At 74.1% G+C, this 24,568-nt stretch carries 22 protein-coding genes; 12 read left to right on the forward strand and 10 right to left on the reverse strand.

Translation table 11 applies throughout. From position 1 onward, the window contains the following. Positions 1-15: 15 nt before the first annotated feature. On the reverse strand, positions 16-1,134 hold the full coding sequence (locus tag FGG90_RS03585) for a histidinol-phosphate transaminase (protein WP_094130413.1): 1,119 nt from the start codon (positions 1,132-1,134) through the stop codon (positions 16-18). Positions 1,135-1,268: 134 nt separating this feature from the next. Here FGG90_RS03585 and FGG90_RS03590 point away from each other — a divergent pair, with 134 nt between their 5' ends. From FGG90_RS03590 to FGG90_RS03600, 3 genes are read left to right on the forward strand one after another with little or no spacing between them, the layout of a single operon-like run. Then, a complete protein-coding gene (locus FGG90_RS03590) occupies positions 1,269-2,198 on the forward strand; it encodes an alpha/beta fold hydrolase (protein ID WP_094130411.1) in 930 nt (309 codons plus the stop codon). A gap of 43 nt (positions 2,199-2,241) precedes the next feature. After that, positions 2,242-2,976, forward strand: coding sequence for an esterase/lipase family protein (locus FGG90_RS03595; protein ID WP_094130409.1), 735 nt, complete (start codon positions 2,242-2,244; stop codon positions 2,974-2,976). Positions 2,977-3,007: 31 nt separating this feature from the next. Next, positions 3,008-4,459: an MFS transporter gene (locus FGG90_RS03600; RefSeq protein WP_094130407.1), complete on the forward strand. Its 1,452-nt coding sequence runs from the start codon at positions 3,008-3,010 to the stop codon at positions 4,457-4,459. Here FGG90_RS03600 and FGG90_RS03605 read toward each other — a convergent pair. After that, positions 4,456-5,433, reverse strand: a complete 978-nt coding sequence (locus FGG90_RS03605; RefSeq protein ID WP_094130406.1) for an NAD(P)H-quinone oxidoreductase — start codon at positions 5,431-5,433, stop codon at positions 4,456-4,458. The two genes, FGG90_RS03600 and FGG90_RS03605, sit on opposite strands and share 4 nt — an antisense overlap. A 185-nt stretch (positions 5,434-5,618) precedes the next feature. Between FGG90_RS03605 and FGG90_RS03610 the strand changes: the two genes are divergently transcribed. Further along, the gene (locus tag FGG90_RS03610) at positions 5,619-6,185 is read left to right on the forward strand and encodes a YceI family protein (RefSeq protein ID WP_094130404.1); all 567 of its coding nucleotides are present in this window, start codon (positions 5,619-5,621) and stop codon (positions 6,183-6,185) included. Positions 6,186-6,340: 155 nt separating this feature from the next. On the opposite strand, the gene FGG90_RS03615 is transcribed toward FGG90_RS03610, so the two are convergent. From FGG90_RS03615 to FGG90_RS03630, 4 genes are all read right to left on the reverse strand, one after another. Next, positions 6,341-7,363, reverse strand: a complete 1,023-nt coding sequence (locus tag FGG90_RS03615; protein ID WP_094130401.1) for an alpha/beta fold hydrolase — start codon at positions 7,361-7,363, stop codon at positions 6,341-6,343. A gap of 157 nt (positions 7,364-7,520) precedes the next feature. Then, the gene (locus FGG90_RS03620; RefSeq protein WP_094130398.1) at positions 7,521-8,459 is read right to left on the reverse strand and encodes an alpha/beta fold hydrolase; all 939 of its coding nucleotides are present in this window, start codon (positions 8,457-8,459) and stop codon (positions 7,521-7,523) included. After that, the gene (locus FGG90_RS03625) at positions 8,456-9,496 is read right to left on the reverse strand and encodes an FUSC family protein (protein ID WP_094130395.1); all 1,041 of its coding nucleotides are present in this window, start codon (positions 9,494-9,496) and stop codon (positions 8,456-8,458) included. Before FGG90_RS03625 ends, FGG90_RS03620 begins: the two co-directional genes overlap by 4 nt. Positions 9,497-9,566: 70 nt before the next feature. Beyond that, a complete protein-coding gene (locus tag FGG90_RS03630) occupies positions 9,567-12,995 on the reverse strand; it encodes a DNA polymerase III subunit alpha (protein ID WP_094130392.1) in 3,429 nt (1,142 codons plus the stop codon). A 115-nt stretch (positions 12,996-13,110) separates the two neighbouring features. Here FGG90_RS03630 and FGG90_RS03635 point away from each other — a divergent pair, with 115 nt between their 5' ends. The 3 genes from FGG90_RS03635 to FGG90_RS03645 all read left to right on the forward strand — a co-directional run bounded on the left by FGG90_RS03635 (position 13,111) and on the right by FGG90_RS03645 (position 16,742). Beyond that, complete coding sequence (locus FGG90_RS03635) at positions 13,111-14,478, forward strand: glucose-6-phosphate dehydrogenase (protein WP_094130389.1); 1,368 nt, start codon at positions 13,111-13,113, stop codon at positions 14,476-14,478. A gap of 103 nt (positions 14,479-14,581) precedes the next feature. After that, a complete protein-coding gene (locus FGG90_RS03640) occupies positions 14,582-15,313 on the forward strand; it encodes a dienelactone hydrolase family protein (protein WP_094130386.1) in 732 nt (243 codons plus the stop codon). A 148-nt stretch (positions 15,314-15,461) separates the two neighbouring features. Beyond that, the gene (locus tag FGG90_RS03645; RefSeq protein WP_094130383.1) at positions 15,462-16,742 is read left to right on the forward strand and encodes an LCP family protein; all 1,281 of its coding nucleotides are present in this window, start codon (positions 15,462-15,464) and stop codon (positions 16,740-16,742) included. A gap of 74 nt (positions 16,743-16,816) precedes the next feature. On the opposite strand, the gene pnuC is transcribed toward FGG90_RS03645, so the two are convergent. Both pnuC and FGG90_RS03655 read right to left on the reverse strand, forming a co-directional pair. Next, positions 16,817-17,515: a nicotinamide riboside transporter PnuC gene (gene pnuC / locus FGG90_RS03650; RefSeq protein WP_094130380.1), complete on the reverse strand. Its 699-nt coding sequence runs from the start codon at positions 17,513-17,515 to the stop codon at positions 16,817-16,819. Positions 17,516-17,641: 126 nt separating this feature from the next. Next, positions 17,642-17,968: a DUF6504 family protein gene (locus FGG90_RS03655; RefSeq protein WP_237583510.1), complete on the reverse strand. Its 327-nt coding sequence runs from the start codon at positions 17,966-17,968 to the stop codon at positions 17,642-17,644. A gap of 250 nt (positions 17,969-18,218) precedes the next feature. Here FGG90_RS03655 and FGG90_RS03660 point away from each other — a divergent pair, with 250 nt between their 5' ends. Further along, on the forward strand, positions 18,219-19,085 hold the full coding sequence (locus FGG90_RS03660) for an aldo/keto reductase (protein WP_094130378.1): 867 nt from the start codon (positions 18,219-18,221) through the stop codon (positions 19,083-19,085). Between the two features lie 85 nt (positions 19,086-19,170). Here FGG90_RS03660 and FGG90_RS03665 read toward each other — a convergent pair whose 3' ends face one another. Both FGG90_RS03665 and FGG90_RS03670 read right to left on the reverse strand, forming a co-directional pair. Next, complete coding sequence (locus FGG90_RS03665) at positions 19,171-20,268, reverse strand: App1 family protein (protein ID WP_094130375.1); 1,098 nt, start codon at positions 20,266-20,268, stop codon at positions 19,171-19,173. Positions 20,269-20,307: 39 nt separating this feature from the next. After that, positions 20,308-21,039, reverse strand: a complete 732-nt coding sequence (locus FGG90_RS03670) for an SOS response-associated peptidase (protein WP_094130372.1) — start codon at positions 21,037-21,039, stop codon at positions 20,308-20,310. Positions 21,040-21,229: 190 nt separating this feature from the next. On the opposite strand from FGG90_RS03670, the gene FGG90_RS03675 reads away from it, so the two are divergent. From FGG90_RS03675 to FGG90_RS03690, 4 genes are read left to right on the forward strand one after another with little or no spacing between them, the layout of a single operon-like run. Continuing rightward, complete coding sequence (locus tag FGG90_RS03675; RefSeq protein ID WP_094130369.1) at positions 21,230-22,144, forward strand: ABC transporter ATP-binding protein; 915 nt, start codon at positions 21,230-21,232, stop codon at positions 22,142-22,144. Continuing rightward, positions 22,141-22,836: an ABC transporter permease gene (locus tag FGG90_RS03680; protein ID WP_094130366.1), complete on the forward strand. Its 696-nt coding sequence runs from the start codon at positions 22,141-22,143 to the stop codon at positions 22,834-22,836. The genes FGG90_RS03675 and FGG90_RS03680 overlap by 4 nt, the downstream gene beginning before the upstream one ends. Continuing rightward, on the forward strand, positions 22,833-23,558 hold the full coding sequence (locus tag FGG90_RS03685) for an ABC transporter permease (RefSeq protein ID WP_094130363.1): 726 nt from the start codon (positions 22,833-22,835) through the stop codon (positions 23,556-23,558). The genes FGG90_RS03680 and FGG90_RS03685 overlap by 4 nt, the downstream gene beginning before the upstream one ends. 13 nt (positions 23,559-23,571) lie before the next feature. Next, a complete protein-coding gene (locus FGG90_RS03690) occupies positions 23,572-24,501 on the forward strand; it encodes an ABC transporter substrate-binding protein (RefSeq protein WP_094130360.1) in 930 nt (309 codons plus the stop codon). Positions 24,502-24,568: the final 67 nt, after the last annotated feature.

The raw sequence follows: 24,568 nt of genomic DNA on the forward strand, positions 1-24,568 counted from the left end.
CGACGACCGCCGGGATCAGCCCCGCGGCGTCCCGAGCACGTCGTCCAGCGCGTCGCGGAACGCGGCCGTCTCCGAGGGCGTGCCGACGGAGACGCGCAGCCAGCCCTCCGGCCCGGTCTCGCGGATCAGCACGCCCCGGTCGAGCAGGCCCTGCCACACGGCGTGCCGGTCGGGGAAGCGCCCGAAGAGCACGAAGTTCGCGTCGGACGGCGCGACCTCGAAGCCGCGTCCGCGGAGCCACTCGACGAGGCCGTCGCGCTCCTCCCGGAGCGACGCGACCTGCGCGAGCAGCACCGCGCTGTGGCGGAGCGCGGCCGTCGCGCTCACCTGGGTGATGCGGGAGAGGTGGTACGGCAGCCGCACGATCCGCAGCGCGTCGACCACGGCGGGGGAGGCCGCGAGGTACCCGAGCCGTCCTCCCGCGAACGCGAAGGCCTTGCTCATGGTGCGCGAGACGATGAGGCGCGGGTGCTCGGGCAGCAGCGAGACGGCCGTCGGGACGCCCTCGCGACGGAACTCGGCGTAGGCCTCGTCGATGACGACCACGCCGGGCGCGACGGACAGCACGTGCTCGATCTCGGGGATCGTCAGCGCCGTGCCCGTCGGGTTGTTCGGCGAGGTGAGGAACACGACGCTCGGCTGGTGCTGCTCGATGAGCGCCGTGACGTTCGCCAGGTCGAGCGTGAAGTCCTCCTGGCGGCGGCCGGAGACCCAGCGCGTGAGGGTGTTGCGCGCGTACTCGGGGTACATCGCGTAGTGCGGCGCGAAGGAGAGGGCCACGCGGTCGGTGCCGCCGAAGGCCTGGAGCACCTGCTGGAGGACCTCGTTGGATCCGTTCGCCGCCCACACGTTCTCCGGCCCGAGCGGCAGGCCGCTGTCGGCCGTGAGGTAGTCGGCGAGCTCGGTCCGCAGCTCCAGGAACTCGCGGTCGGGGTAGCGGTTGAGCCCGCGCGCCGCCTCGAGCACGGCCTCGCTCACGGCGACGGCCACCTCCTCGGGCAGCGGGTGCGGGTTCTCGTTCACGTTGAGGAGCACCGGCACGTCGAGCTGCGGGGCGCCGTAGGGCTCCTCGCCGCGCAGGTCGTCGCGGAGGGGCAGGTCGGCGAGGGTGGTCCTCGACCAGTCGGGGCTCATGGCTCTCCTTCGGGTGGCGGGATCCCATCCTCCCATCGCGACGCGCCCGGGCGTGCCGAGGCCGGGGCGGGTCGTCGGGAGCCGGTGCGCGCACGGGCGGCGGACGCACGGGGCGCGGCGGCTAGGGTCGTCGGATGCGCTCCCCCCTCGCCCGGCTCACCCGCGTCCGGCGCCCGGGGGACGTGCACCGCACCGAGTCCTCGCCGCCGCGCTGGCTCCTGCTCTCCCGCCGCTACGGGTCGCGGGCGATCCCCGTGGACCACGACCTCGAGCGCCGCACCGTGCTCGGCTTCCGCATCGCGATCAAGGTGTTCCGCTCGCCGCGCGGGAACGCCGGGCGCACCCTCTCCGCGGCGCCCTCGGGGATCGGGTCCGCGGGGCCCGCCGCCGGCCGGCCGTCGTTCGTGCTCGTGCACGGGATCGGCGTCTCCTCCCGCTACTTCCACCCCGTCGCGGCGCTGCTGGCCGAGCACGGCGACGTCCACGCGATCGACCTGCCGGGCTACGGCGAGTCGCCCCGGGTGCACCGGGACGTGACGCTCGACGACCACGCGGCCGTCGTGGCCGAGGTCATCCGGACGCACGGCCTCGTCGACCCCGTCGTCGTCGGCCACTCGATGGGCTCGCAGATCGTCGCGCGCCTCGCGGCCGAGCACCCGGAGGTCGCCGACCGCATCGTGCTCATCGCGCCGACGCTCGACCCGCGGAAGCGCGGCGTCGTGCGCGCCGGGCTCGCCCTCGCCCACGACACGCTGCGCGAGCCGCTGCTCTCGAACGCCGTCGTGCTCGGCGACTACTTCCTCCGCTGCGGCATCCCGTACTACCTGCGGCAGCTCCCGCACCTCATCCAGGACCGGGTGGAGGACCGCGCCGGGCGGATCCGCGCCCGCACGCTCGTCGTCGTGGGCGACCGCGACGCCGTCGTCGACCGCTCCTTCGCCCGGGACCTCGCCGACGCGATCCCGCGCGGCCGCCTCCACGTGGCGCACGGGCCGCACGTCGTGATGTTCACGGATCCGGTCGGCGTCGCCCGCGCGATCGTCGAGCATGCCCGCCTCGGCTGATCCCTCAGGCCCCGCCGACGCGTCCCGCGGCCAGGATGGAGGGGTGACCGCCGACGGACGAGACGCCCTCCCGCCGCTGTCCGCCCTCGCGAAGGCCGTCGACTGGGCGCTCGACTACGCCTACGTCCTCCGCTGGCAGGCCGCCGCCACCCTCTCCCGCGACGACGCGCACGCGTTCGAGGACGGGCGCGACGACCGCCCCACGATCCTCGTGCTGCCGGGCGTCTACGAGCGCTGGCAGTTCATGCTCCCGATCATCCGGCGGCTCCACGCGCGCGGCCACGGCGTGCACGTGGTCGGCGCGCTCGGCGCGAACGTGGGCCGGGTCGCCGAGATGGCCCGGCGTGCGCGGGCGCACCTGGAGGCCGCCGACCTCCGCGACGTCGTCGTCGTCGCGCACAGCAAGGGCGGGCTCATCGGCAAGCACCTCATGGCGTTCGACGACCCCGACCGGCGGATCCGGGCGATGGTCGCGATCAACGCGCCGTTCGGCGGGTCGTCGTACGCGCGCTTCATCCCGATCCGCAGCATCCGCGACTTCTCGCCGCGGAACGGCGCGCTCGTGGCGCTCGGCCGGTCGCGGGAGGCCAACGCGCGGATCACGAGCATCCACGCGCGCTTCGACCCGCACATCCCCGGCGGGAGCGCGCTCGAGGGCGCCGTGAACGAGCGGGTGCCGGCGGCCGGGCACTTCCGGATCATGGGCGACGAGGACGTGCTCCGCCGCGTGGAGGCCGCGATCGACCGCTCCGGGCCGGCGACGGGCCCTCAGGCCTGAGCGGGCGCGCCGCCCGGCGCATACTGGGCACATGCCCGACCCCGCCGCCCCCGCCCGATCGCGCGGCCCGGCCGACGGCCCCGCGGACGGCCGCGGCCGCACCGTCCTCGTCGTCGCGATCCTCGCCTCGTTCGTCGCGTTCCTCGACGGCACGGTCGTCAACGTCGCCCTGCCCGCCATCGGCGAGGACCTCGGCGGCGGCCTCGTCGTGCAGCAGTGGGTGGTGGACGCGTACCTCATCACGCTCGGCGCGCTGATCCTCCTGGCCGGCTCGCTCTCGGACGCGTTCGGCCGGGTGCGCGTGCTGCGCTGGGGGCTCGTCGGCTTCGGCGTGACGTCGCTCGTCTGCGCGATCGCGCCGACCGCGGGGATCCTCATCGCGGCCCGCGCCGCCCAGGGCGCGGCCGGCGCGCTCCTCGTGCCCAGCTCGCTGGCCCTCATCTCCCAGACGTTCCGGGGAGCCGCTCAATCGCGCGCCATCGGCTCGTGGACGGCGTGGACCGGCACCGCGATGCTCGTCGGGCCGGTGCTCGGCGGCGTGCTGGTGGACGCGCTCGACTGGCGGCTCGTGTTCGGGATCAACGTGCTCCCCATCGCCGTCACGCTCGTGCTGCTCGCGCGGCTCCCGCACGCCGCGCCCGCGGCCGACGGCACGCGCGTGGACGTGCCGGGCGCGGTGCTCGGCGCCCTCGGGATCGGCGGCCCGGTGTTCGCGCTCATCGAGCAGTCGCGGCTCGGGCTCGGGCATCCGCTCGTCGTCGGCAGCCTCGTCGTGGGCGTCGCGTGCCTCGTGCTGTTCGTGCTCCGGGAGCGCCGCACGCCGCACCCGATGCTGCCGCTGTCGCTCTTCCGCGAGCGCGACTTCCTGGTCGGCAACGTCGCGACCGTCGGGATCTACGGCGCCCTGTCGCTCGGCGGCTTCGTGATCGCCGTGTTCCTGCAGCAGACCGGCGGGCTGTCGGCGACGCAGGCCGGGTTCGCGCTCGTGCCCACGACGGTGATCATGCTGCTGCTGTCGACGCGCTTCGGCGCGCTGGCCGGGCGGATCGGGCCGCGGCTCCTGATGGGCGTCGGCCCGATCGTGGCGGGCGCCGGCTACCTGCTGATGCTGGGGGTCGCCGAGCCGGTCGACTACTGGTCGCAGCTGCTGCCGGGGATCGTCGTGTTCGGCGTGGGCCTCTCGATGACGGTCGCGCCGCTCACCTCGACCGTGCTCGAGGCGGTGCCGTCCGCGCAGGCGGGCATCGCGTCGGCCGTCAACAACGCGGTGTCGCGCGTGGCGGGCCTCGTCGCGATCGCGGCGATCGGCCTCGTCGCCGGGCCCGACCTCGACGTCCCGGCGTTCCACCGGGTGGTGCTCGTGACCGCGGCGCTGCTGGTCGCGGGCGGGCTGGTGTCCCTCGTGGGGATCCGGTCGCGCCGGGCGGCGGGGTCGGACACGGCGTCCGCCGACGCCGCGTCGACGGACGCGCCCGCGGCCTAGACCGCCAGCAGCACCTTGCCCACGTGCTGCGACGACGCCACGTGCGCGTGCGCGGCGGCCGCCTCGGCGAGCGGGAACACGCGGTCGACGACCGGGCGCACCGAGCCGTCCGCGACGGCCGGCCACACGTCCGCGCGGATCGCGTCGACGATGCGCGCCTTGTCGTCGGCGTCGCGCGCCCGGAGCGTCGTGCCCCAGATCCGCCCGCGCCGGGCCATGAGCTGGCCGATCGCGATGCTCGTCGGCGCGCCGCTCTGCGCGCCGATGACCATGATCCGGCCGTCGCGGGCGAGCGCGCGGATGTCGCGGTCGACGTAGTCCCCGGCGATCGCGTCGAGGACCACGTCCGCGCCGCGCCCGTCCGTCGCCGCGAGGAGCGCCTCGACGAAGTCCTGCTGGCGATAGTCGATGAGGATGTCCGCGCCGAGCGCGCGGCACGCCTCGAGCTTGGCGGGGCTGCCCGCGGTCACGGCGACCCGTGCGCCGAGGCACGTCGCGAGCTGGATGGACATGGTGCCGATGCCGCTGGATCCGCCGTGCACGAGCAGCGTCTCCCCGGGCTGGAGCCGCGCGTCGAGCACGACGTTCGACCACACGGTCGCGACCACCTCGGGCAGGCCCGCCGCCTCGACCAGGTCGAGGCCCTCGGGGACGGGGAGGACGTGCCGCTCGTCGACCGCGACGAGCTCCGCGTAGCCGCCGCCCGCGAGGAGGGCGCACACGCGGTCGCCGACGCTCCAGCGCGTCGCGCCCTCGCCGACGGCCGCGACCGTGCCGGACACCTCGAGGCCGAGGTGCGTCGGCGCCCCGGCGGGCGGCGGGTAGGCGCCCTCGCGCTGGCTGAGGTCGGCGCGGTTGACGCCCGCGGCCGCCACGCGGACGAGGACCTCGCCGGGACCCGCGACGGGATCCGGGAGCTCGGTGAGGGTGAGGACGTCGGGGCCGCCGGGGGAGTCGAAGGTGATGGCACGCATCCGGCCACGGTACGCCCGGGCGGTCCGCGCGGGCTGCGCGCGCTTCCCCGGGTGCCCTGTCGCGGCTCGTCACCGGAAGTGCATGAACTCGCAACGAGATCCGGGAATGGATGTCGGATCCATGCGCTTGCATATCTTCGAGGCCGTCGGCCCGCACCCCATGACCCCGCACGAGAGGCACGCACATGAGCGACACCAGCACCGTCCCCGGCTACATCGCCGGCACCTGGACCATCGACAAGACCCACAGCTCGGTCGGGTTCAGCATCCGCCACATCATGATCAGCAAGGTCAAGGGCACGTTCAAGGACTTCGACGCCGAGATCGTCACGGGCGCCACGCCCGAGCAGAGCTCCGTGAAGGCCCACGCGACCATCGTCTCGATCGACACGAACGAGCCGAACCGCGACCAGCACCTCCGCACGAACGACTTCTTCGACGCCGAGAACCACCCCACCATCGACTTCGTCTCCACCGCTGTCCGCGTGGAGAAGGACGGCGACGCGAAGATCGACGGCGAGTTCACGATGCGCGGCGTCACCAAGCCCGTCACGTTCGACGTCGAGTTCGGCGGCTTCGGCCAGGACCCGTACGGCCAGACCAAGTTCGGCGCGACGGCGACCACGGTCGTCAACCGCGAGGACTTCGGCCTCACCTACAACGCGGCCCTCGAGACCGGCGGCGTGCTGCTCGGCGACAAGGTCACCATCACGCTCGACATCCAGGCGGTCCTCGCGACCCCCGCGGCCTAGCGCTCCCGGCCGGGCACCGTCCCGGCCGCCTCCGCTCCGGCGGAACCGGCGCCCCCTGTCCCTCGCGGACAGGGGGCGCCGTCGTGCGCGGGGCGGATGCCGGGAGCGGCCGGCGGGGCGGCCCGCCCTCCCGCGAGCGGCCGTCTGGCGGGCGATCAGGCCACGGGGAGGAGCCCGAGCGCCCGGAGGGTCTCGGCCGGCCGTTCGACGTGCGCGAAGTGCCCGGCGTCGGGGACCACCGCGAAGCGCGTGCCCGGGACGTCCCAGGCGAGCCCGGGGAGGTCGTCCGGCCCGACGAAGACGTCGCGACCGCCGCGCACGGCGGTGACGTCGCAGGAGATCCGCGGCCACAGGTCGTCGGCGGGGTACGCGACGGCGATCCCCGTCGCCCGGAGGAAGCCGCGGGGCCGGACCTCCGCCGCCAGCGCCGCGATGACGGTCGCGGGCACCCGTCGCACGTGCGCGAAGAGCGGGGAGGTGAGCGGGCGCAGGAGCCCCGAGCGCTCGAGGAGCCGGACGAGGGGGAGCCCGGCCGGGCCGAGGAGCCGGGTCGTGCGCATCGCCCCGAGCATCATGCTGAAGCCGGGGAGCACGGCGAGGTCCCGGACGGGATGCGCGGCCGAGCGCAGGACCGAGCGCAGCGTGGGCGACACCAGCGCCACCGAGCGCACGCGGTCCGGATGGCGGACGGCGGCGTGGAGGGCGAGGAAGCCGCCCATCGAGTGGCCCACGATGCGGCAGTCGGCGTAGCCCAGGTCGTCGATGACGCGGAGCACCGCGTCGGCCATGGCGTCCAGCGTGACGTCCCCGTCCGGGACGCCGAGCACTGAGTCGCCCCACCCGGGGAGGTCGACGGCCACGACGTCGCCGAGGGGCGCGCCGGCGTCGCGGGCGGCGCGGAGGGCGGGCGTCCAGGTGGTCCAGGATCCGGCGGCCCCGTGGAGGAGGACCGTGGCCGTGGCGGAGCTCCGTCGCGGGTCGTGCTGCTGCCGCACCGTGCCGAGCGCCGTGCCGGTCGCGCCGGCGACCAGGCCGGAGGCGCGGGGATCCGGGTCGAGCCCGGACGGGCAGTAGCCGTCGCCGGACCGGGGGGATCGGCTCGCGATGCCGCGGGCGTCGCGCTCCGCGGCGGGGGCGCGCGGTCGCCGGGGCGGACGAGGGGGAGCGGAGCGGGGCATGCGCACGGACGGCCTCCGGGTCGGGGATCCGCCCAGGGTCCCCGACGGCGGCCTCGCCGCGCGGGCGGCGTCCCCAGCCCCGGTGCTCGCCGCGGCGCGCTGGTCGGACGCCGCCGGCGGATCACCTGGGTCCGGCCGATCGGGTGCGGCCTGCGGATCAGACGCCGGGGAGCAGCCCGAGCGCCCGCAGCGTCTCGGCCGGCCGCTCGACGTGCGCGAAGTGGCCGGCGTCCGGGATCACCGCGTGGCGGAGGTCGGGGACCGCGCGCGCCAGCCGGTCGAGGTCGTCCCGGGAGACGAACACGTCGTCGTCGCCGCGCACCGCGACGACCGGGCAGACGATGCGCGACCAGAGCCCGTCGGCGTCGTAGCCGCGCGTGACCTCCGCCGCGAGCGAGAACGCGCGGGGCCGGGCCTCCGTCGCGATCGCGTCGACGATCGACCGCCGCACGCGCCAGCCGTGCGCGAAGAGCGGGAGGGCGATCGCGCGCATCAGCCGGACGCGGCCGACGCCCCGGATGAGCGCCGCGCCCGGGCGGCCGAGGCGGCGCATGGTGCGCATGATCCCGAGCATCATCGTGAAGCCCGGGATGATGCGGAAGGCGCGCACCGGGTGGGCGACGCTCCGGATGACCGAGTACGTGGTGGGGGAGACGAGCGCGAGCGATTCGGCGCGCGCGGGATCGCGCGCGGCGAGGTGCAGCGCGATGAACCCGCCCATCGAGTGGCCGACGAGGCGCCAGCGCGCGTAGCCGAGGCCGTCGACCACGCGCGTGACGGCGTCGGCGATGGCGTCGACGGTCGCGTCCGCGTCGGCGGCGTCGAGCGGGGAGCCGCCCCAGCCCGGTAGGTCGATCGCGACGACGTCGGCGAACGGGGCGCCGGCCTCCCGGGCGGTCCCGAGCAGCGGCGTCCACGTGGTCCAGGACCCGGCGGCGCCGTGCAGCAGGACGGTCGCGGTGTCCGAGCCGCGGCGCGCCGGGTGGTGGTGCCGCACGACCCCGAGCGGCGTGGGCGTCGTGCCGCGCACGAGGCCGGACGCGCGCGGGTCCGGGTCGAGCTCGCGCGGGCTGTAGCCCGGGAGCGGCCGGGTCACTCGGCCCCGCCGATGATCTCCGACCGGATGCGGCGGATGTCCTCCAGCAGCGAGCCGATGAGGATCCAGTGCTCCTCGCTCGGCTGGAGCACCACGAGCGGCGCCGTGAGCGCCGGCTCCTCCTGCGCGGCGTCGGCGGATCCGCCGCCCGGCAGCGCGTGCTCGGCGAGCAGCCGCACGTCGTGGGCGGCGCGCGTCAGCTCGGTCGCGATGCCGCGCACGACGGGCTCCTCGGCGAGCGACGGGTCGTAGCGGTCGTGCACGGCCCGGGTCATCCCGACCACGCGGTTGACGAGCACGGTGAGGGTGGCGAGCAGCTCCCGGTCGGCCTCCAGCAGCGCGCGGTGCCGGCGGCGGAGCGGGTTGAGCGTGAGGCTCTCGAGGCCGCGGTCGACCTCGGCGACGGCCTTCGTGTGCCGCGGCCGGAGCTCGCGGGCGCGCACGAGCATGCGGTCGAGCTCCTCGCGATCGACGGGCTCCGCGAGCGCCCCCGCCAGCCGGTCGAGCGCGGCGGCGCAGTCGCCCGCGAGCCCGACCACCGCGCGCCGGCTCGCCTCGTGCAGCACCGGCGGGGCGATCGCGATGTTGACGACCACGCCGATCGCCGCGCCGAGGATCGTCTCCACGATGCGGTCGACCGCGTACACGGGCGAGAGCTGCCCGATGGCGAGCACGAGCATCGCGCTGATGGGGATCTGCGTGCTCGACCCGGGCGTGAGCCGGAACACCCAGCCCACCAGCACCGCGACGACGACCGCGAGCAGCACCACCCCGCTCGACGTGCCGAGCGCGAGGCCGAGGACGAGCGCGAGCAGCACCCCGGTGATCACGCCGAGGCTGCGCTCGACCGCCTTGCCGAAGGTCTGGTTGATGCTCGGCTGCACCACGAGCAGCGCCGCGATGGTCGCGAAGATGGGCAGCTGCGCCGGGAGCAGGGCGATGCAGACGAACCAGGCGATGATCGCGGCGACGCTGGTCTTGACCACCTGGACGAACGGGATCCGCGTGGTGGTGCGGACGGTCGTGGTGATGCGCACGTGCGGCCTCGGGCTTCCGTCTCGGGTGCCTCCATCATCCCGGAGCGCGGGCGCGGCGGCGACCCGCGGATCAGGCGACCTCGGCCGCGTCGTCCATCCCGTCCATGCCGTCCCCGCCGCCCTGCCGCCGGGCGTCCTGCCAGCGCGCCCACATCTCCTTGAGGTCCCACGCGTCCTCCGCCTGGATGGAGACGCCCCGCTCGCCCGTGCGCCGGGTGCGCCCGCGGATGACGAGCAGCCGCGTGCCGAAGAGCATGGGCCCCGCCTTCTGCTGCGCCTCGTCGAAGAAGGTGGAGTCGGAGCAGCCGGAGCCGTCGTCGAGGCTGATGAAGACCACGCGCTTGCCGCTGCGCATGGGCGGCGTCTGCGTGGCGATGCGGATCCCCGCGACCACCACCTCCGATCCGCTGCGCACCTCGAGCAGCTGGCTCGCCGGGATGACGCCGAGCTCGTCGAGCATCGGCCGGTAGCTCTCCAGCACGTGCGCGGTGACCTCCATCTGCAGGATGTCGAGCTCGGCGGCGACCCGCGCGCGGCCGTCGGGGTCGGGCGAGCCGCGCGGGATGAGGTCGCGGTCGTCGACGAACAGCGGCAGCTGCCCGGCCGGATCCGCGGGCCGGGCCGCCCGCGCCGTGAGCCGCCGCACGTACGCCATCACGTCGCCCCGGGACGCGGGACCGCGGGCGCCGGCGGCGTCGTCGGCGGACGCGGCCAGCGAGTCGAGCGCGCCCACCGCGGCGAGCCGCTCCAGCAGCGCGCGCGACGGCTGCGCCTTCGCGTAGAAGTCGCTGATGGAGTCGTACGGCTGGCCCGCGACGATGCGCGCCATCTCCGCCTCGCTCATGCCGTGCACGTCCTGCAGCGACAGCCGGATCCCGAGCTCGCCGATGCGCGTGCGCCCGGTCGTCGCCTCGCCCGCGACGCGCTCCACCCGGTAGACGCCGGTCGACCGGTCGACGTCGAGCGGCAGCACGGGCACGCCCATGCGCCTGGCCTCGGTGAGCAGCAGCCGCTTGGGGTACATGCCCGGGTCGTGCGTGAGGATCCCCGCGAGGAACTCCGCCGGGTAGTGCGTCTTCAGCCACGCGCTCTGCCAGGTGGGCAGCGCGAAGGCCGCGCCGTGCGCCTTGCAGAACCCGAACGAGCCGAAGCCCTTCAGCGCCTTCCAGATGCGCTCGACGTCGGCGTCGGAGAACGGGCGCCGGCCCGTGCGCCCGTCGACGTGCGTCGTGGTGCGCTCCCGGAAGGCCCGCTCGACCACGGTGTCCTGCCGCTCCATGTTGCGGCGCAGCTCGTCGGCCTCCGCGAGGGAGACCTGCATGCAGTCGGCGAAGATCCGGATGACCTGCTCGTGGTAGATGACGACGCCGAAGGTGGGCGCGAGGAACGGCGCGAACCGGGGGTGCAGGTAGTCGGGCCGGGTGATGCCGTGCTTCGTGTCGAGGAAGGGCGCCACCATGTTGCCCTTCATGGGGCCCGGCCGGAACAGCGAGATGTCGGCGATGAGGTCCTCGTAGACGTCGGGCTGCATCTTGCCGATGAGCTCGCGCTGGCCCGGCGACTCGATCTGGAACATGCCGAGCGTGTGCGTGGTGCGGATGGCGGCGAAGGTCTCCTCGTCGTCGTGCGGGATCTCGTCGAGCTCGATGCGGCCGTCGCGGTGCACGTAGCGCGCGTCGACCGGGATGCCGCCCGCGACCGCCGAGCGCGCGCCGTGGATGCGGTGGATCTCGTCCAGCGCGTACGCCATGGTGCTCTGCATCCGCACGCCCAGGATGTCGAGCTTGAGCAGCCCCATGTCGTCGATGTCGTCCTTGTCGAACTGGCTCATGGGCAGGCCCATGCCGCTCGGCTGCACGGGGCTCGTGCTCAGCAGGTCGGAGTCGCCGAGGATCACGCCGCACGGGTGCATGGAGATGTGCCGGGGGAGCCGGTCGAGCCGCTCGGTGAGGTCGACCAGCAGGTCGATGCTCGGGTCGTCGCGCACGAGGTCGGCGATGGGCTTGAGCTCGGGCTTCGTCTCGAGCACCGCCCGGAACTCGCGCGCGTTGAAGCGCCAGATGTTCTTGGCGATGAAGTCGATCTGCTGCTCGTCGAGGTCGAGCGCGAGCCCCGCGTCGCGCGCGGCGCCGCGGGCCCGGTAGGTGTTCTGCATCGACAGCAGCGTGACCCGGTTGCTGCCGTACCGCTCGAACACCCGGTGGTACACCTCGTGCCGGCGGGCGGACTCCACGTCGATGTCGATGTCGGGCAGCGTCGAGCGCACCTTGCCGAGGAAGCGCTCGAAGAGCAGGTCGTGCTCGAGCGGGTCGACGTTGGAGATGCGCAGCAGGTAGTTGACGAGGCTGCCGGCGCCGGATCCGCGCGCCTGGTTGCGCACGCCCATGTCGCGCATGAGCGAGCACACGTCGGCGACGGTGAGGAAGTAGGTGGCGAAGCCGAAGCCCGTGATGGTCTGCAGCTCGGTGCGCATCCGCGCGAGCACGCGCTGCCGCATGGCCTCGTCGACGTGGCCGAACCGCTCGGTGACGCCGGCCTCGGCCTTCCGCCAGAGCGCCTCGTCCGGGTCGCCCGTGACGCCCAGGACCTCCTTCTCCGGCAGCTTCGGCTTCCGCCAGGCGAGGTCGGCGTCCGGATCCAGCCGGCACCGGTCGGCGAGCTCCTCGGTGGCGCGCAGCAGGGCCTCGCCGGCGCGGCGGTCGAGGGCGGAGGCGCCGGCGACCTCGCGCGCGATCTCCTGCATCTCCTCCGGGGTCTTCAGCCACGCCTGGCCGTTCGGCTGCGCCCGGAACGAGCCGAGCGGCCGGAGCGTGCCCGCGGAGTCGAGCACGTCGCCCGTGAGCGCGTCGTCGGGCGCGAGGTAGCGCACGGCGTTGGTGAGGACGGCCGGGACGCGGTGCGCGTCCGCGAGCTCCAGCATCCGGGCGGCGTGGCGGAGGCTCGCGGCCTCGCCGGGCTCCGTGTAGTGGCAGACCACCTCGACGGCGATCGCGCCCGGGAGGAGCCGCGCCCACTCCGCGAGGTGCCGGGAGGCGAGCGCGTGGTCGCCCGCCGCGACCGCGCGGCCCACGTCCGAGTCGGGCCCGAGCATCACGGTGCCGACCGGCCCGTCGTCGCCGAGCAGGAACCCGGGCGGCCGGGTGCGCGAGATGCCCGCCTGGGCGCTGCGGGCCGTGCTCCTCGCCGTGCCCCGCCCGTGGCTCGCGCTGATGAGCCGGCTGAGCGCCGCCCACCCCTGGCCGTGCGTGCCGCCGTGCGCGAGCACCGTGATCCGGCCCGGGTGCTCGCCCGTGAGCCCGAGCTCGGCGCCGACGACGGGGGAGACCCCCGCGGCGATTGCGCGGCGGATGTGGCGGACGGCGCCGTAGAGCCCGTCGCGGTCGGTGACGGCCGCGGCCGACGCGCCCCGGGACGCGACCTCGTCGACCAGCGCCTCGGGCGCCGTGGTGCCGAAGTGGGCGGAGAAGGCGGACGCGACGTGCAGGTGGGTGAAGCTCACGCGCGCCTCCCGTGCTCGTCGCCGCGCGTCCTCCCCGGACGCGTCGTTCGAACGGATGTTCGACTCGCCCAGTGTAGGTCGGCTGCCCGGCAGCCGCGACCCGTAGTCTCGGAGGATGACCAGCGAACCCTCCACCCTCGTCATCCTCGGCGCCAGCGGCGACCTCACGGAACGCCTCCTTCTGCCGGGTCTCGGCAGCCTCGTGGCGAGCGATCGGGGGCGGCGGATCCAGCTCATCGGCACCGGCCGGAGCGAGCGCGGGGCGGACGAGTGGCGGAAGACCGTGAAGACCGCGTTCGACTCGGTGGACGCGAAGGGGCGCCGCGCGGCGGGCATCGTCTCGTCCACGAAGTACATCCAGGCCGACCCCACGGACCTCGACGACCTGAAGCGCATCCTCAACGCGTGCGAGGGCGCGCCGGCCCTCTACTTCGCGCTGCCGCCGGCCATCTCCATCGCCGTGTGCGAGAAGCTCGAGCAGCTCGACCTGCCGGAGGGCACCACGCTGGCGCTCGAGAAGCCCTTCGGCTCGAACAGCCGCACGGCCGCCCAGCTCAACCGCCAGCTGCTGAAGCTCGTGCCGGAGGACCGCATCCACCGCACCGACCACTTCCTCGGCCTCTCCACGGTGCTCAACCTCGTGTCGCTCCGCTTCGCGAACCGCTTCTTCGAGTCGGTGTGGAGCGCGCGCGACATCGAGGAGGTCGAGATCCTCTACGACGAGACGCTCGCGCTCGAGGGCCGCGCCGGTTACTACGACAAGTCGGGCGCGCTGGTCGACATGATCCAGAGCCACCTGCTGCAGGTGCTCGCGGTCTTCGCGATGGAGCCGCCGGCGAGCATCGACCCGGACGACCTCCGCTCGAACATCGCCTCCGTGCTCCGCGCCACCGAGGTCTGGGACAACGACCCCGTCGCGAACAGCCGGCGCGCCCGCTACACGGGCGCCACCATCGACGGCACCCGCATCCCCGCGTACGTCAAGGAGGAGGGCGTGGATCCGGGCAACGAGACGGAGACGCTCGCCGAGGTCACGTTCGGCATCGCCAACGCGCGTTGGGCGGGCGTGCCCTTCCGCCTCCGCTCGGGCAAGGCCCTCAAGGAGGCGTCGAAGCGCATCGTCGTCACGTTCAAGCCCGTCGCACACCTCCCGCGCGGCCTGCACGGCTCGGCCCGCCCGGACCGCCTGGTCATCGAGCTGAAGCCCGACGCCATCACCCTCGAGGTCACCATGGACGGCACCGGCGAGCCCTTCACCCTCACGCAGGCCGCCTTCCGCACCGAGTTCGCGCAGCCCGAGCTCACGCCCTACGGCGAGGTGCTCGACGGCATCCTCGCGGGCGACCCGCGGCTGTCGGTCCGCGGCGACGTGGCCGAGCGGTGCTGGCGCATCGTCGCGCCCGTCATGCGCGCCTGGAAGGGCGACCGCGTGCCCATGGCCGAGTACCGCGCCGGCTCCACGGGCCCGACCGCCTGGCGCTGACCGCGGGCCGCCGCGCCGCCCGGTGCGGTCGACCGGCATGACGGATCGCTGGGGGTCCGGCGCCTCCCCGGGCGGCGCGGTCGTCGCGCCCTAGCGTGAGGTCATGCCCGTGACCCTCACCGAGATCCCGCTCCCCGCCGCCGGCCCCGGCGCCTCGCCCGGCCTGCACGGCGTGCTGGCGGTCCCGGACGGCGTCGGGCCCTGGCCAGCCGTCGTGGTGGTCCACGAGGCCTTCGGCGTCACCGACGTGATGCGGCGCCAGGCGGAGCGGCTCGCCGCGGCCGGCTTCCTCGCACTGATGCCCGACCTGTTCTCCGCGGGCGGCGCGCGCCGGTGCCTCGTCGCCACCTTCCGCACGCTGGCCGCGGGCGAGGGCCGCGCGTTCGTCGACGTCGAGTCGGCCCGCCGGCTCCTCCTCGACCGCGACGACTGCACCGGGCGCATCGGGGTCATCGGCTTCTGCATGGGCGGCGGGTTCGCCCTCGCGGCGGCCTCCCGCGGGTTCGACGCCTCGAGCGTCAACTACGGCATGCTGCCCGAGGACCTCGACGGCGTCCTCGCGGGCGCCTGCCCGATCGTCGCCAGCTACGGCGGACGCGACCGGCAGCTCGCCGGGGCGGCGGCCCGGCTCGAGGCGGGGCTCGTCGCCCACGGCATCGACCACGACGTGCGGGAGTACCCGGACGCCGGGCACGCGTTCCTCAACGACGCGGAGTCGGGGCCGCGGATCCTCCGCCCGGTGCTCCGCGCCACCGGGCTCGGGCCCGAGCCCGCGTCCGCCGCGGACGCCTGGCGGCGGATCGACGCCTTCCTCGGCGCGCACCTGCGGGGCTGACCCGCCCGACGCGCACGCGAGACGCGCGCTCGTCGCCATAGCGCATCCGGCCCGTCGCCGTGCGGACCATCCACCGGTCTCGGTTAGCCTGAGGGGCATGCGGGCCGCCGTGCCCGAACCTCCCCGCCCGGCGACGAGAGATCCCCCCATGCAGCACGCCCCCCAGAGGACCCGCGCCGACCGGGCCCGCGTCCGCGGCATCGCGCGGCACGGACGCCTCCGCACGCCGAGCGCCGGCCGCACCGTGATGAAGGGCGTCGCGGCCGTCGTCGCCGTCGCGCTCGCGAGCACGCTCTCCGTCGTGGGCATCGCCGCCTGGGACCTCTCGCGCACCGTCTCCGCCAACCAGGTCGACATCTCCGGCGGTCAGGCGCTTCCACCGTCGCTCGGCGGGATCGACGGCGGCGCCAACATCCTCATCGTCGGCAGCGACAGCCGCGCCGGCCAGGGCGACGGCTACGGCGCGGCCAAGGACGTGGGCACCGCGACGCTCAACGACGTGACGATGCTCCTGCACATCAGCGAGGACAGCTCGCGCGCCACCGTGATCTCGTTCCCGCGCGACATGCTCGTCCCGATCCCCGCGTGCCAGGGCCCGGACGGCACGCAGTACCCGGCGCTCGCCCGCGCGCAGCTCAACGAGTCGCTGTCCCGCGGCGGCTTCGAGTGCACCGTGCGCATGGTCGAGGGCCTCACCGGGCTCGACATCCCCTACGGCGGCGTCGTCCAGTTCAACGGCGTGGTCGAGATGTCCAACGCGGTCGGCGGCGTCGAGGTCTGCGTGGCCAACGGCATCTACGACAAGAAGACCGACCTGGCGCTGGATCCCGGCCTGCACACCCTCCAGGGCAAGGACGCGGTGCAGTTCCTCCGCACCCGCTACGGCGTGGGCGACGGCAGCGACATCTCGCGCATCGGCAACCAGCAGGTCTTCCTCAGCGCGCTCGTGCGCACGATCAAGAGCACCGACACCCTGACGAACCCGGCGAAGCTCTACGGCATCGCGCGCGCCGTGGTCGACAACATGCAGCTGTCGACGTCGCTCGCGGACCTCGACACGCTCGTCTCCGTGGCGCTCACGTTCAAGGACATCCCGCTCGACGACGTCGTGTTCCTCCAGTACCCGGGCACGGTGCTCGCCAACGGGCGGGTGCAGCCGGACGAGGCCGCGGCCGCCCAGCTCGTGGGCCTGCTCGCGTCCGACGCGGACTTCTCGCTCGGCCAGCCCGCGGCGACGGACGAGGCCGGCAGCGTCCCGGGCAGCGTGCCGGGCGAGGCCGCCACGACGCCGCCCGCCGCGGAGTCGGCGGCCCCGGCGGACGGATCCTCGCCCGCCCCGGCGCCGTCGCCCACGTCGGAGGTGCTCGACCAGAGCATCACCGGGCAGACGGCCGCGCAGAGCACCTGCTCCAACGGCCAGGGCCGCTAGCGCCGCCCACCCGCTGGGATGTCGAGCGACCGGCGCCAGCGGTCGGTCGAGTATCAGCCGTCAGCCGTCGACGCTCAGCGGTCGGCGGGCGCCTCGACGACGCGCGGATCCGGGAACGCCGTCTCGACCGCGGGCGACGCGGTGCCGCGGGCGCGCATCCAGACGAAGAAGCCCGTGAGGGTGAAGGCGCCGTAGAAGACGTACATGAACGCCGACGCGTAGTAGCCCGCGCCCACGAGGAGCGGCACGCCGACGAGGTCGACCGCCACCCAGATGAGCCAGAACTCGACCCAGCCCTTGGCCATGCCGTAGGTGGCGAGGAGCGAGCCGACGAAGATCCAGGCGTCGGCCCACACGGGCTCGTAGGAGCCGAGCGCGCGGAAGAGGGGCGTGAGGAGCGCCGTGCCGCCGACGAGCGCGACGACGAGCAGGGCGCGCTGGCGGCCGGACGCCCAGCGCGGCACCACGGGCGCGCCACTGTGCCGGGCTTGCTGCCAGCGGTGCCAGCCGTAGACGGACACGGCGATGAACATGACCTGGCGTCCGGCCTGGCCGAGGAGGTTCACGGGGTTCGGCGTGCCGAAGACGGCGCCGAGGAAGACGGTGAAGAGGAGCACGTTGCCGACGATGCCGACGGGCCACGCCCAGACCTTCCGGCGCATGCCGCCGAGCGCGCTGGCGAGGCCGAAGAGGTTGCCGACGATCTCGCGCCAGAGGATGGTCTGGTCGCCGATGCGGAGCTGCGCGTCGAACAGCCACTCGAGTGCCGCCATGCGGGATCCCTCCGTGCGCCGCGGTCCGGGTGATCGCGTGCCGACGCCGTGCGCGGCGCCGTGGGATCCAAGGCCGCGACGCCGCCCGCTATTCCCCGCACGCCGCACGCCCGGGTGGGCGGGCGCTCAGGCGAACAGGCGCGTGTCGAGCTCCTCGTCCGACGCCGTGACGAGCGACCACCGGCCGCGTCCGTCGACGCTCAGGTCGAACGACCCGTCGACCCGGCGCGCGCCCGTGGTGAGCGGCACGGCCTCGACGCGCCACATCCGGAGCTCGAGCAGGTGCCCGCTCGCGCCGCGGGGCGCGCGGCCCGTGCGCTGCCACCAGTCGACCCGCGCGATCCACCGCTCGGGCGAGCTGACGACGCCGTAGACCACGCCCCGCCAGGTGAACCGGAGCGGCGAGCCGTCCCCCGAGAGCTCGACCTCCACGTCCTCGTCGATCCGCATCATGCCGCTCCTCCCATCGTCGCGCCGGCCGCGCCTCGTGCGTTCGAACGGGTGTTCGAACGTCTGATCCGAGTGTAGGAACGGGCGCCGACATCCACGAGGGGAGCGGGCGGATCCGCCTCACCCTCCACCGGAGGTCGAGGGTCGGGCGCGGCCGGCCGATCGGGCATGGATCCGGGCACGCGCGCGTTGGCCCTGGAGTCCCGAGGGCGGCAGACGCCTCCCTCGTCATCGACACCCGAGGAGGGTCCACATGACCGACACCACCACCGCGGCCGGCGCATCCGGCACGTTCACCATCGGCGGCGACCTGCCCGTCGTCCGTCTCGGCTACGGCACCATGCAGCTGACCGGCGAGGGCGTCTGGGGCGCCCCCGCGGATCCCGCCGAGGCCGTCCGCGTCATCCGCCGCGCCGCCGAGCTCGGCGTCACGTTCTTCGACACCGCCGACTCCTACGGCCCGTTCGTGGCCGAGGAGTTCCTCAAGGAGGCGCTCCACCCGTACGCCGACGACGTCGTCGTCGCAACCAAGGGCGGGCTCACGCGCCCCGGCCCCGGCGACTGGCGCCCCGTCGGCCGCCCCGAGTACCTGCGCCAGCAGGCCGAGCTGAGCCTCCGCCACCTCGGCCTCGAGCGCATCGACCTCTACCAGCTGCACCGCATCGACCCGGCCGTCCCGTTGGAGGACCAGATCGGCGTGCTCAAGGAGCTGCAGTCCGAGGGCAAGATCCGCCACATCGGCCTGTCCGAGGTCTCCGTGGACGACGTGAAGGCGGCGCGCGAGATCGCCGAGATCGTCTCCGTGCAGAACCTCTTCAACCTCGCCAAGCGCGACGCCGAGCCGCTGCTCGAGTACGCCGAGGCCGAGGGCCTCGCGTTCATCCCGTGGTTCCCGCTCGCGACCGGCGAGCTCGCGAAGGACGGCGGCCCGCTCGACGCCCTCGCGAAGCAGCACGACGCGAGCCCGTCGCAGCTCGCCCTCGCGTGGCTCCTCCGCCGCTCGCCCGTGATGCTGCCGATCCCCGGCACCAAGTCAGTCGGGCACGTCGAGGACAACATCGCCGCGGCGGCGATCGAGCTCACCGACGACGAGTTCCAGGCGCTCACCGACGCCGTCTGATCCCCGCGCGCGCGAGGGCCCCGCAGGAGATCCTGCGGGGCCCTCGTGCGTCGTGCCGTGCGCGCGGTGCCGCGCGATGGCGCCGCTAGGTGCCGATGCGGGTGCCGGAGTCGTCGGCGAGGCCGAGGTCGTCGAGCTGCGCGAGGAGGCTCGCGCCGTCCGGGGCGTAGACCCACGGGACGCTGCTGTCGAGCGCCCGCTCCTCGGCCTTCGCGCGGCCGCCCGCGAGGACGGCCTCGCCGGCGCTGAGCTGGCGGATGAGCACGACCTTCACGTTGTCGGGGTTCCGCTCCGCGAACTCGCCGTAGAGCAGCTCGTCGTGCTGGCCGTCGTCGCCCGCGAGGATCCACTTCACGCGCGGGAACTCCTCGGCGAGCCGCTGCAGGTTCAGCCGCTTGTGCTCCATGCCGCTGCGGAACCAGCGGTCGACCGTGGGACCCCAGTCGGTGAGGAGGATCGGGCCCGGCGGGTACAGGTTCCGCGACAGGAACCGGGTGAGCGTCGGCGCCACGTTCCACGCGCCCGTCGAGAGGTACAGCACGGGCGAGCCCGCGTGGCGCACGCGCAGCCGCTCGTAGAGGACGGCCATGCCGGGCGTGGGCGTCCGCGCGTGCTCGTCGAGCACGAACGTGTTCCACGCGGCGAGGAAGGGCCGGGGGAGCGCGGTGACCATCACGGTGTCGTCGATGTCGCTGAGGATCCCGGTGCGCACGTCGTCGCCCACGATGAACACCGGCGCCTCGACGGTCTCGGACCCCTGCGAGCGGATGCGGATGGTGTGCCACCCGCTCGGCAGCGCCGCCTCGACGACCGTGTCGACGACGCCGCCCCGGTCGGCCCGCACGTGGTGCTCGGTGCCGTCGATCTCGACGACCACGTCGACGTCGGTGAGCGGCACGCTCGTGAAGCTGCGCCAGCCGCGGACGACCTTGTCGCCCGCCAGCGCGCGCTTGCTCTTCGGGTCGGTGAGGAGGACGCGGCAGAGCACGCGCACCCACCGGACGGATCCGTAGCCCGCGTACGGGATGACGGTCGGCTGGAGGCCCCGTTTGCGGGCGCGGCCCTCGCGGATCTCGTGGATGCGGTCCTCCATGCGCGCCGCCCGGTGCAGCACGGGTGCGGCGGCGGGGGACTCGAGGAGCGTGCGGGTCGCGTGCTTCTTCTTCTTCGAGGAGGGGGCCACGGGCTCAGTCAAGCAGACCCGGGCGGAGCGGGACGCCGATCACACCGGGCGGGCGAGCTCCGCGGTGTCCGGCGCGCCCTGGTCGACGCCGGGGCCGACCTCGTCCATGGCGAGCTCCTCGATGACGTCCTCGGCCTGCGCGGCCACCGCGCGCAGCAGGTCGGGCGAGCCCTCCGCCGTGGGGTCGAGCCACTCCTCGACGACGTCCGGCGACAGCACGACGGGCATCCGCTCGGCCAGCGCCTCCACCGTGCCGGCCGCGGGGCGCGTGAGGACCGCGCAGCTCAGCACCCAGCGGGCCGGGTCGTCGGCCGCGCGCGACGGGTCCCGCCACCACTCGTACAGCGCCGCGAGCAGCACGATCCCGTCGCCCGCGCCGACGAGGTAGGGCGTGCGGAGGCCGTCGTCGGTCTCGTGGTGCTCGTAGTAGCCGGAGACGGGGACGGCCGCGCGCCGGGAGACGAGCGCCGGCAGGAGCTCGGGCCGGGAGGCGAGGGACTCGGCGGGGACCTCGGCGAGCGGCGGGCCCTGGTCCGGCCCCGGGGATCCGGCCGGGACGAGGCCCCAGCGCGCGGACTCGAGCCGCCGGACCGGCACCTGGTCCTCCGTGTCGCCCTCGGGGCGGCGGGGGAGCGTGTCCACCAGCACGGCGACGCGCTGGCCCGGCTCGATGCGCCAGGACGGGGCGGGCACGGCGCCGCCCGCGTGGTCGACGTCGAGCAGGGCGACCAGGTCGTCGGCGGACAGGGCCCGGGCGAGGATGCGCGTCATGCCCTCCATCCTGGCCGACGCCCGGACGGCCGGGTCCCGCGGGCGGCATCCGGTGGGCTGTCCGGCGAGCGTCCATTTGTTACGAAGTGGCGTCAGCGGACCCTCCGGTGCGGTCGATCCGCGGCGGGCGTGGTTCGCTGGTGTGCCTGGCAAGTGTCGATTCGTAGTGCCTACGAGGAATGAGCCACCCATGATCGAGTTCCACCACGTCCGCAAGCAGTACCCGGACGGCACGCTCGCGATCGAGGACTTCAGCCTCGTCGTCCCCTCGCAGACCACGACGGTCCTCGTCGGGTCCTCGGGCTGCGGCAAGACGACCCTCATGCGCATGATCAACCGCATGGTCGATCCCACGAGCGGCCGCATCGAGATCGACGGCACCGACATCGCCACGCAGGACGCCGTGAAGCTCCGCCGCAGCATCGGCTACGTGATGCAGAACTCGGGCCTCCTGCCGCACCGCAAGGTCGTCGACAACATCGCGACCGTCCCCCGCCTCACGGGCGTGGACAAGCGGACGGCGCGCGAGGACGCGCTGAAGCTCATGGACACGGTGGGCCTCGACCGCTCGATGGCCGACCGCTACCCGTCGCAGCTCTCCGGCGGCCAGCAGCAGCGCGTGGGCGTGGCGCGCGGGCTCGCGGTCGACCCGAACATCCTGCTGATGGACGAGCCGTTCGGCGCCGTCGACCCGCTCGTGCGCGACGACCTCCAGCAGGAGCTCATCCGGCTCCGCACCCAGCTCGACAAGACCGTCGTCTTCGTCACGCACGACATCGACGAGGCCTTCCTCCTCGGGGACCAGGTCGTGATCCTCGAGAAGGGCGGCCGCATCGCCCAGCAGGGCACGCCGCAGGAGATCCTCTCGGACCCCGCGAACGACTTCGTGCGCGACTTCGTGGGCGCCGACAAGGGCAAGCGCGCGCTCCACCTCGAGGACACCGGCACCGGCCGCGTGCTCGTCGACCGCGACGGCCGGCTCGTCGGCGTGCTCGACGGCGAGGACCGCGCCGCCCGGACCGCCGCCGCGTCCGAGCGCGCCACGACCGAGGCGGGGGCCGCGCACGCCCCCGGTGCTCCGGCGCAGGGTGCGGGACCCGCGTGAACTGGGTCCTCACGAACATCCAGACGGTGCTGGACCTGGCCGTCGCGCACGTGACGCTGGCGGCGCCGCCCATCATCGTGGGCCTCGTGCTGTCGCTGCCCTTCGGTTGGCTGGCCAACCGCTACCGGCCCGTCCGCGGACCGCTCCTCACGGTCGGCGGGATCCTGTACACGATCCCGTCCCTCCCGCTGCTCATCGCGATCCCGGCCATCATCGGCACGACGATCATCGACCCCCGGAACGTCGTCGTCGCGCTGACCGTCTACGCCCTCGCCCTCCTGGTGCGCATCACGTCGGACGCGCTGGCCGCCGTGCCGGAGGACGTCAAGCAGTCGGCCACCGCGATGGGCTACTCCGGCTGGGCGCGCTTCTGGCGCGTCGAGCTGCCGCTCGCCGGACCCGTGCTCCTCGCGGGCCTCCGGGTCATCTCCGTGAGCACGGTGAGCATGGTGACGGTCGGCGCGCTGACGGGCATCCAGAGCCTCGGCACCATGATCCTCACCGGGTACCGCCGCTCGTTCTACACGGAGATCGTCACGGGCGTCGTCGGCATCCTGCTCATCGCGCTCGCCTTCGACCTCCTGCTGCTGCTCATCGGACGCGTCCTCATGCCCTGGGCGGCCGTGACCTCCAGCCCGACCCGGCGGCGCCTGCGCCGCGGCGCCCTCGTGACGAAGGGGAGCACGCTGTGAACTCGTTCGCCGAGGCGTTCCAGCTCCTCCTCGACCCCTCCCGCTGGGGCGGCACGGGCGGCTACGCCCTCGGCCTCCGCGACCACCTCTGGTACACGTTCCTCGCGATCGCGCTGGCCTCCGTGATCGCGGTCCCGGCGGGCCTCTACATCGGCCACACCGGGCGCGGGCGCAACCTCGCCGTCGGGTTCTCCGGCGGGCTCCGCGCCCTGCCGACGCTCGGCGTGCTGGTCCTCCTCGGGCTGTACTTCGGGATCGGGCTGACCGGCCCCATCGTCACCTTCGCGATCCTCGGCATCCCGCCGCTCCTGGCGGGCGTCTACGCCGGCGTGCTCGCCGTCGACCGCGCGACCGTCGACGCCGCCCGGGCGGTGGGGCTCACCGAGTGGCAGATCCTCGGCCGCGTGGAGATCCCGCTCGCCCTGCCGCTCATCATCAGCGGCTTCCGCGCCTCGACCCTGCAGGTCATCAGCACCGTCACGCTCGGGGCCTACCTCGGCCTCGGCGGCCTCGGGCCGTACATCTTCACCGGCCTGACGACGCGGAACTTCCCGCTGATGCTCAGCGGCGCCCTCCTCGTCACCGCCCTCGCGCTCGTCGTCGACGGCGTGTTCGCGATCGTGCAGCGCCTCGTGATCCCGCGCGGCGTCGTCGCCGCCGCGGGCCGCACCCCCGACTCCGCCCGGACCTCGTCGAGGCCGGCGGTCAGCACCACCTCCTGAAAGGAACACAGCAATGTCCCACAGCATCTCCCGCCGGCTCCTCGTCGGCACCGTCGCGCTGGGCACCGCGATGGCCCTCGCCGGCTGCTCGTCCGGCGACCCCCTCGACACCTCGGGCGGCCAGGCGTCCGCCGCTCCCAGCGACACCATCTCCGTCGGATCCGCCGCGTTCGGCGAGAACGTCATCCTCGCCGAGGTCTACGCGCAGGCGCTCGAGGCCAACGACGTGAAGGTCACGCGCAACCTGCAGATCGGCGAGCGCGAGGTCTACCTCAAGGCGCTCGAGGAGGGGTCCATCGACCTCATCCCCGAGTACACCGGCAACCTGCTCGCCGCCTACGACGCCGACTCGACCACCACCTCCAGCGACGACGTCTACTCGGCGCTCGGATCCGCCCTGCCGGACGGCTTCGAGGTGCTCGACCAGTCGCCCGCCGAGGACAAGGACTCCTACAACGTCACCAAGGAGTACTCGGAGTCGAACGGCGTCACGAGCCTCTCCGACCTCGCGGGCAAGGGCACGATCAACGTGGGCGGCGGCGCGGTCCTGGGCGAGCGCGAGTACGGCATCCCCGGGCTCACCGACACGTACGGCATCGACGCGAAGCTCGTCACCATCGAGGACCAGGGCGGCCCCAACACCGTCAAGGCCCTCGTCGACGGCCAGGTGCAGATCGCGAACATCTACTCGACCACCCCGTCGATCCTCGACAACGGGTTCGTCACGCTGGAGGACCCCGAGAACCTCATCAAGGCGCAGAACGTCGTGCCGCTCGTGAAGACCGCGAAGATGAACCCCGACATCACCTCCATCCTCGACAAGGTGTCGGCCGCGCTGACCACCGAGGACCTCACCGAGATGAACCGCCGCAACCAGGGCGACGAGAAGGCGGAGCCCGCCGCCATCGCCGCCGACTGGCTGAAGGAGAAGGCCCTCTTCTAGGAGCGGGCGACCGGGCCGCGAGGCCCGTCCCGCGACAGGGGCCGACGCGCGAGCGCCGGCCCCTCGT

Source organism: Clavibacter michiganensis subsp. tessellarius (assembly GCF_021922985.1).
GTDB classification, from domain to species: Bacteria; Actinomycetota; Actinomycetes; order Actinomycetales; family Microbacteriaceae; genus Clavibacter; species Clavibacter tessellarius.

What these genes read in the sequence shown, in the direction of transcription:
- FGG90_RS03675 (WP_094130369.1), top strand. Translation starts at nt 21,230, where the DNA reads ATGATCGAGTTCCACCACGTCCGCAAGCAGTACCCGGACGGCACGCTC.
- FGG90_RS03670 (WP_094130372.1), bottom strand. Translation starts at nt 21,039, where the DNA reads ATGACGCGCATCCTCGCCCGGGCCCTGTCCGCCGACGACCTGGTCGCC.
- FGG90_RS03645 (WP_094130383.1), top strand. Translation starts at nt 15,462, where the DNA reads ATGCAGCACGCCCCCCAGAGGACCCGCGCCGACCGGGCCCGCGTCCGC.
- FGG90_RS03585 (WP_094130413.1), bottom strand. Translation starts at nt 1,134, where the DNA reads ATGAGCCCCGACTGGTCGAGGACCACCCTCGCCGACCTGCCCCTCCGC.
- pnuC (WP_094130380.1), bottom strand. Translation starts at nt 17,515, where the DNA reads ATGGCGGCACTCGAGTGGCTGTTCGACGCGCAGCTCCGCATCGGCGAC.
- FGG90_RS03610 (WP_094130404.1), top strand. Translation starts at nt 5,619, where the DNA reads ATGAGCGACACCAGCACCGTCCCCGGCTACATCGCCGGCACCTGGACC.
- FGG90_RS03600 (WP_094130407.1), top strand. Translation starts at nt 3,008, where the DNA reads ATGCCCGACCCCGCCGCCCCCGCCCGATCGCGCGGCCCGGCCGACGGC.
- FGG90_RS03605 (WP_094130406.1), bottom strand. Translation starts at nt 5,433, where the DNA reads ATGCGTGCCATCACCTTCGACTCCCCCGGCGGCCCCGACGTCCTCACC.
- FGG90_RS03660 (WP_094130378.1), top strand. Translation starts at nt 18,219, where the DNA reads ATGACCGACACCACCACCGCGGCCGGCGCATCCGGCACGTTCACCATC.
- FGG90_RS03615 (WP_094130401.1), bottom strand. Translation starts at nt 7,363, where the DNA reads ATGCCCCGCTCCGCTCCCCCTCGTCCGCCCCGGCGACCGCGCGCCCCC.
- FGG90_RS03635 (WP_094130389.1), top strand. Translation starts at nt 13,111, where the DNA reads ATGACCAGCGAACCCTCCACCCTCGTCATCCTCGGCGCCAGCGGCGAC.
- FGG90_RS03590 (WP_094130411.1), top strand. Translation starts at nt 1,269, where the DNA reads ATGCGCTCCCCCCTCGCCCGGCTCACCCGCGTCCGGCGCCCGGGGGAC.
- FGG90_RS03690 (WP_094130360.1), top strand. Translation starts at nt 23,572, where the DNA reads ATGTCCCACAGCATCTCCCGCCGGCTCCTCGTCGGCACCGTCGCGCTG.
- FGG90_RS03640 (WP_094130386.1), top strand. Translation starts at nt 14,582, where the DNA reads ATGCCCGTGACCCTCACCGAGATCCCGCTCCCCGCCGCCGGCCCCGGC.
- FGG90_RS03655 (WP_237583510.1), bottom strand. Translation starts at nt 17,968, where the DNA reads ATGATGCGGATCGACGAGGACGTGGAGGTCGAGCTCTCGGGGGACGGC.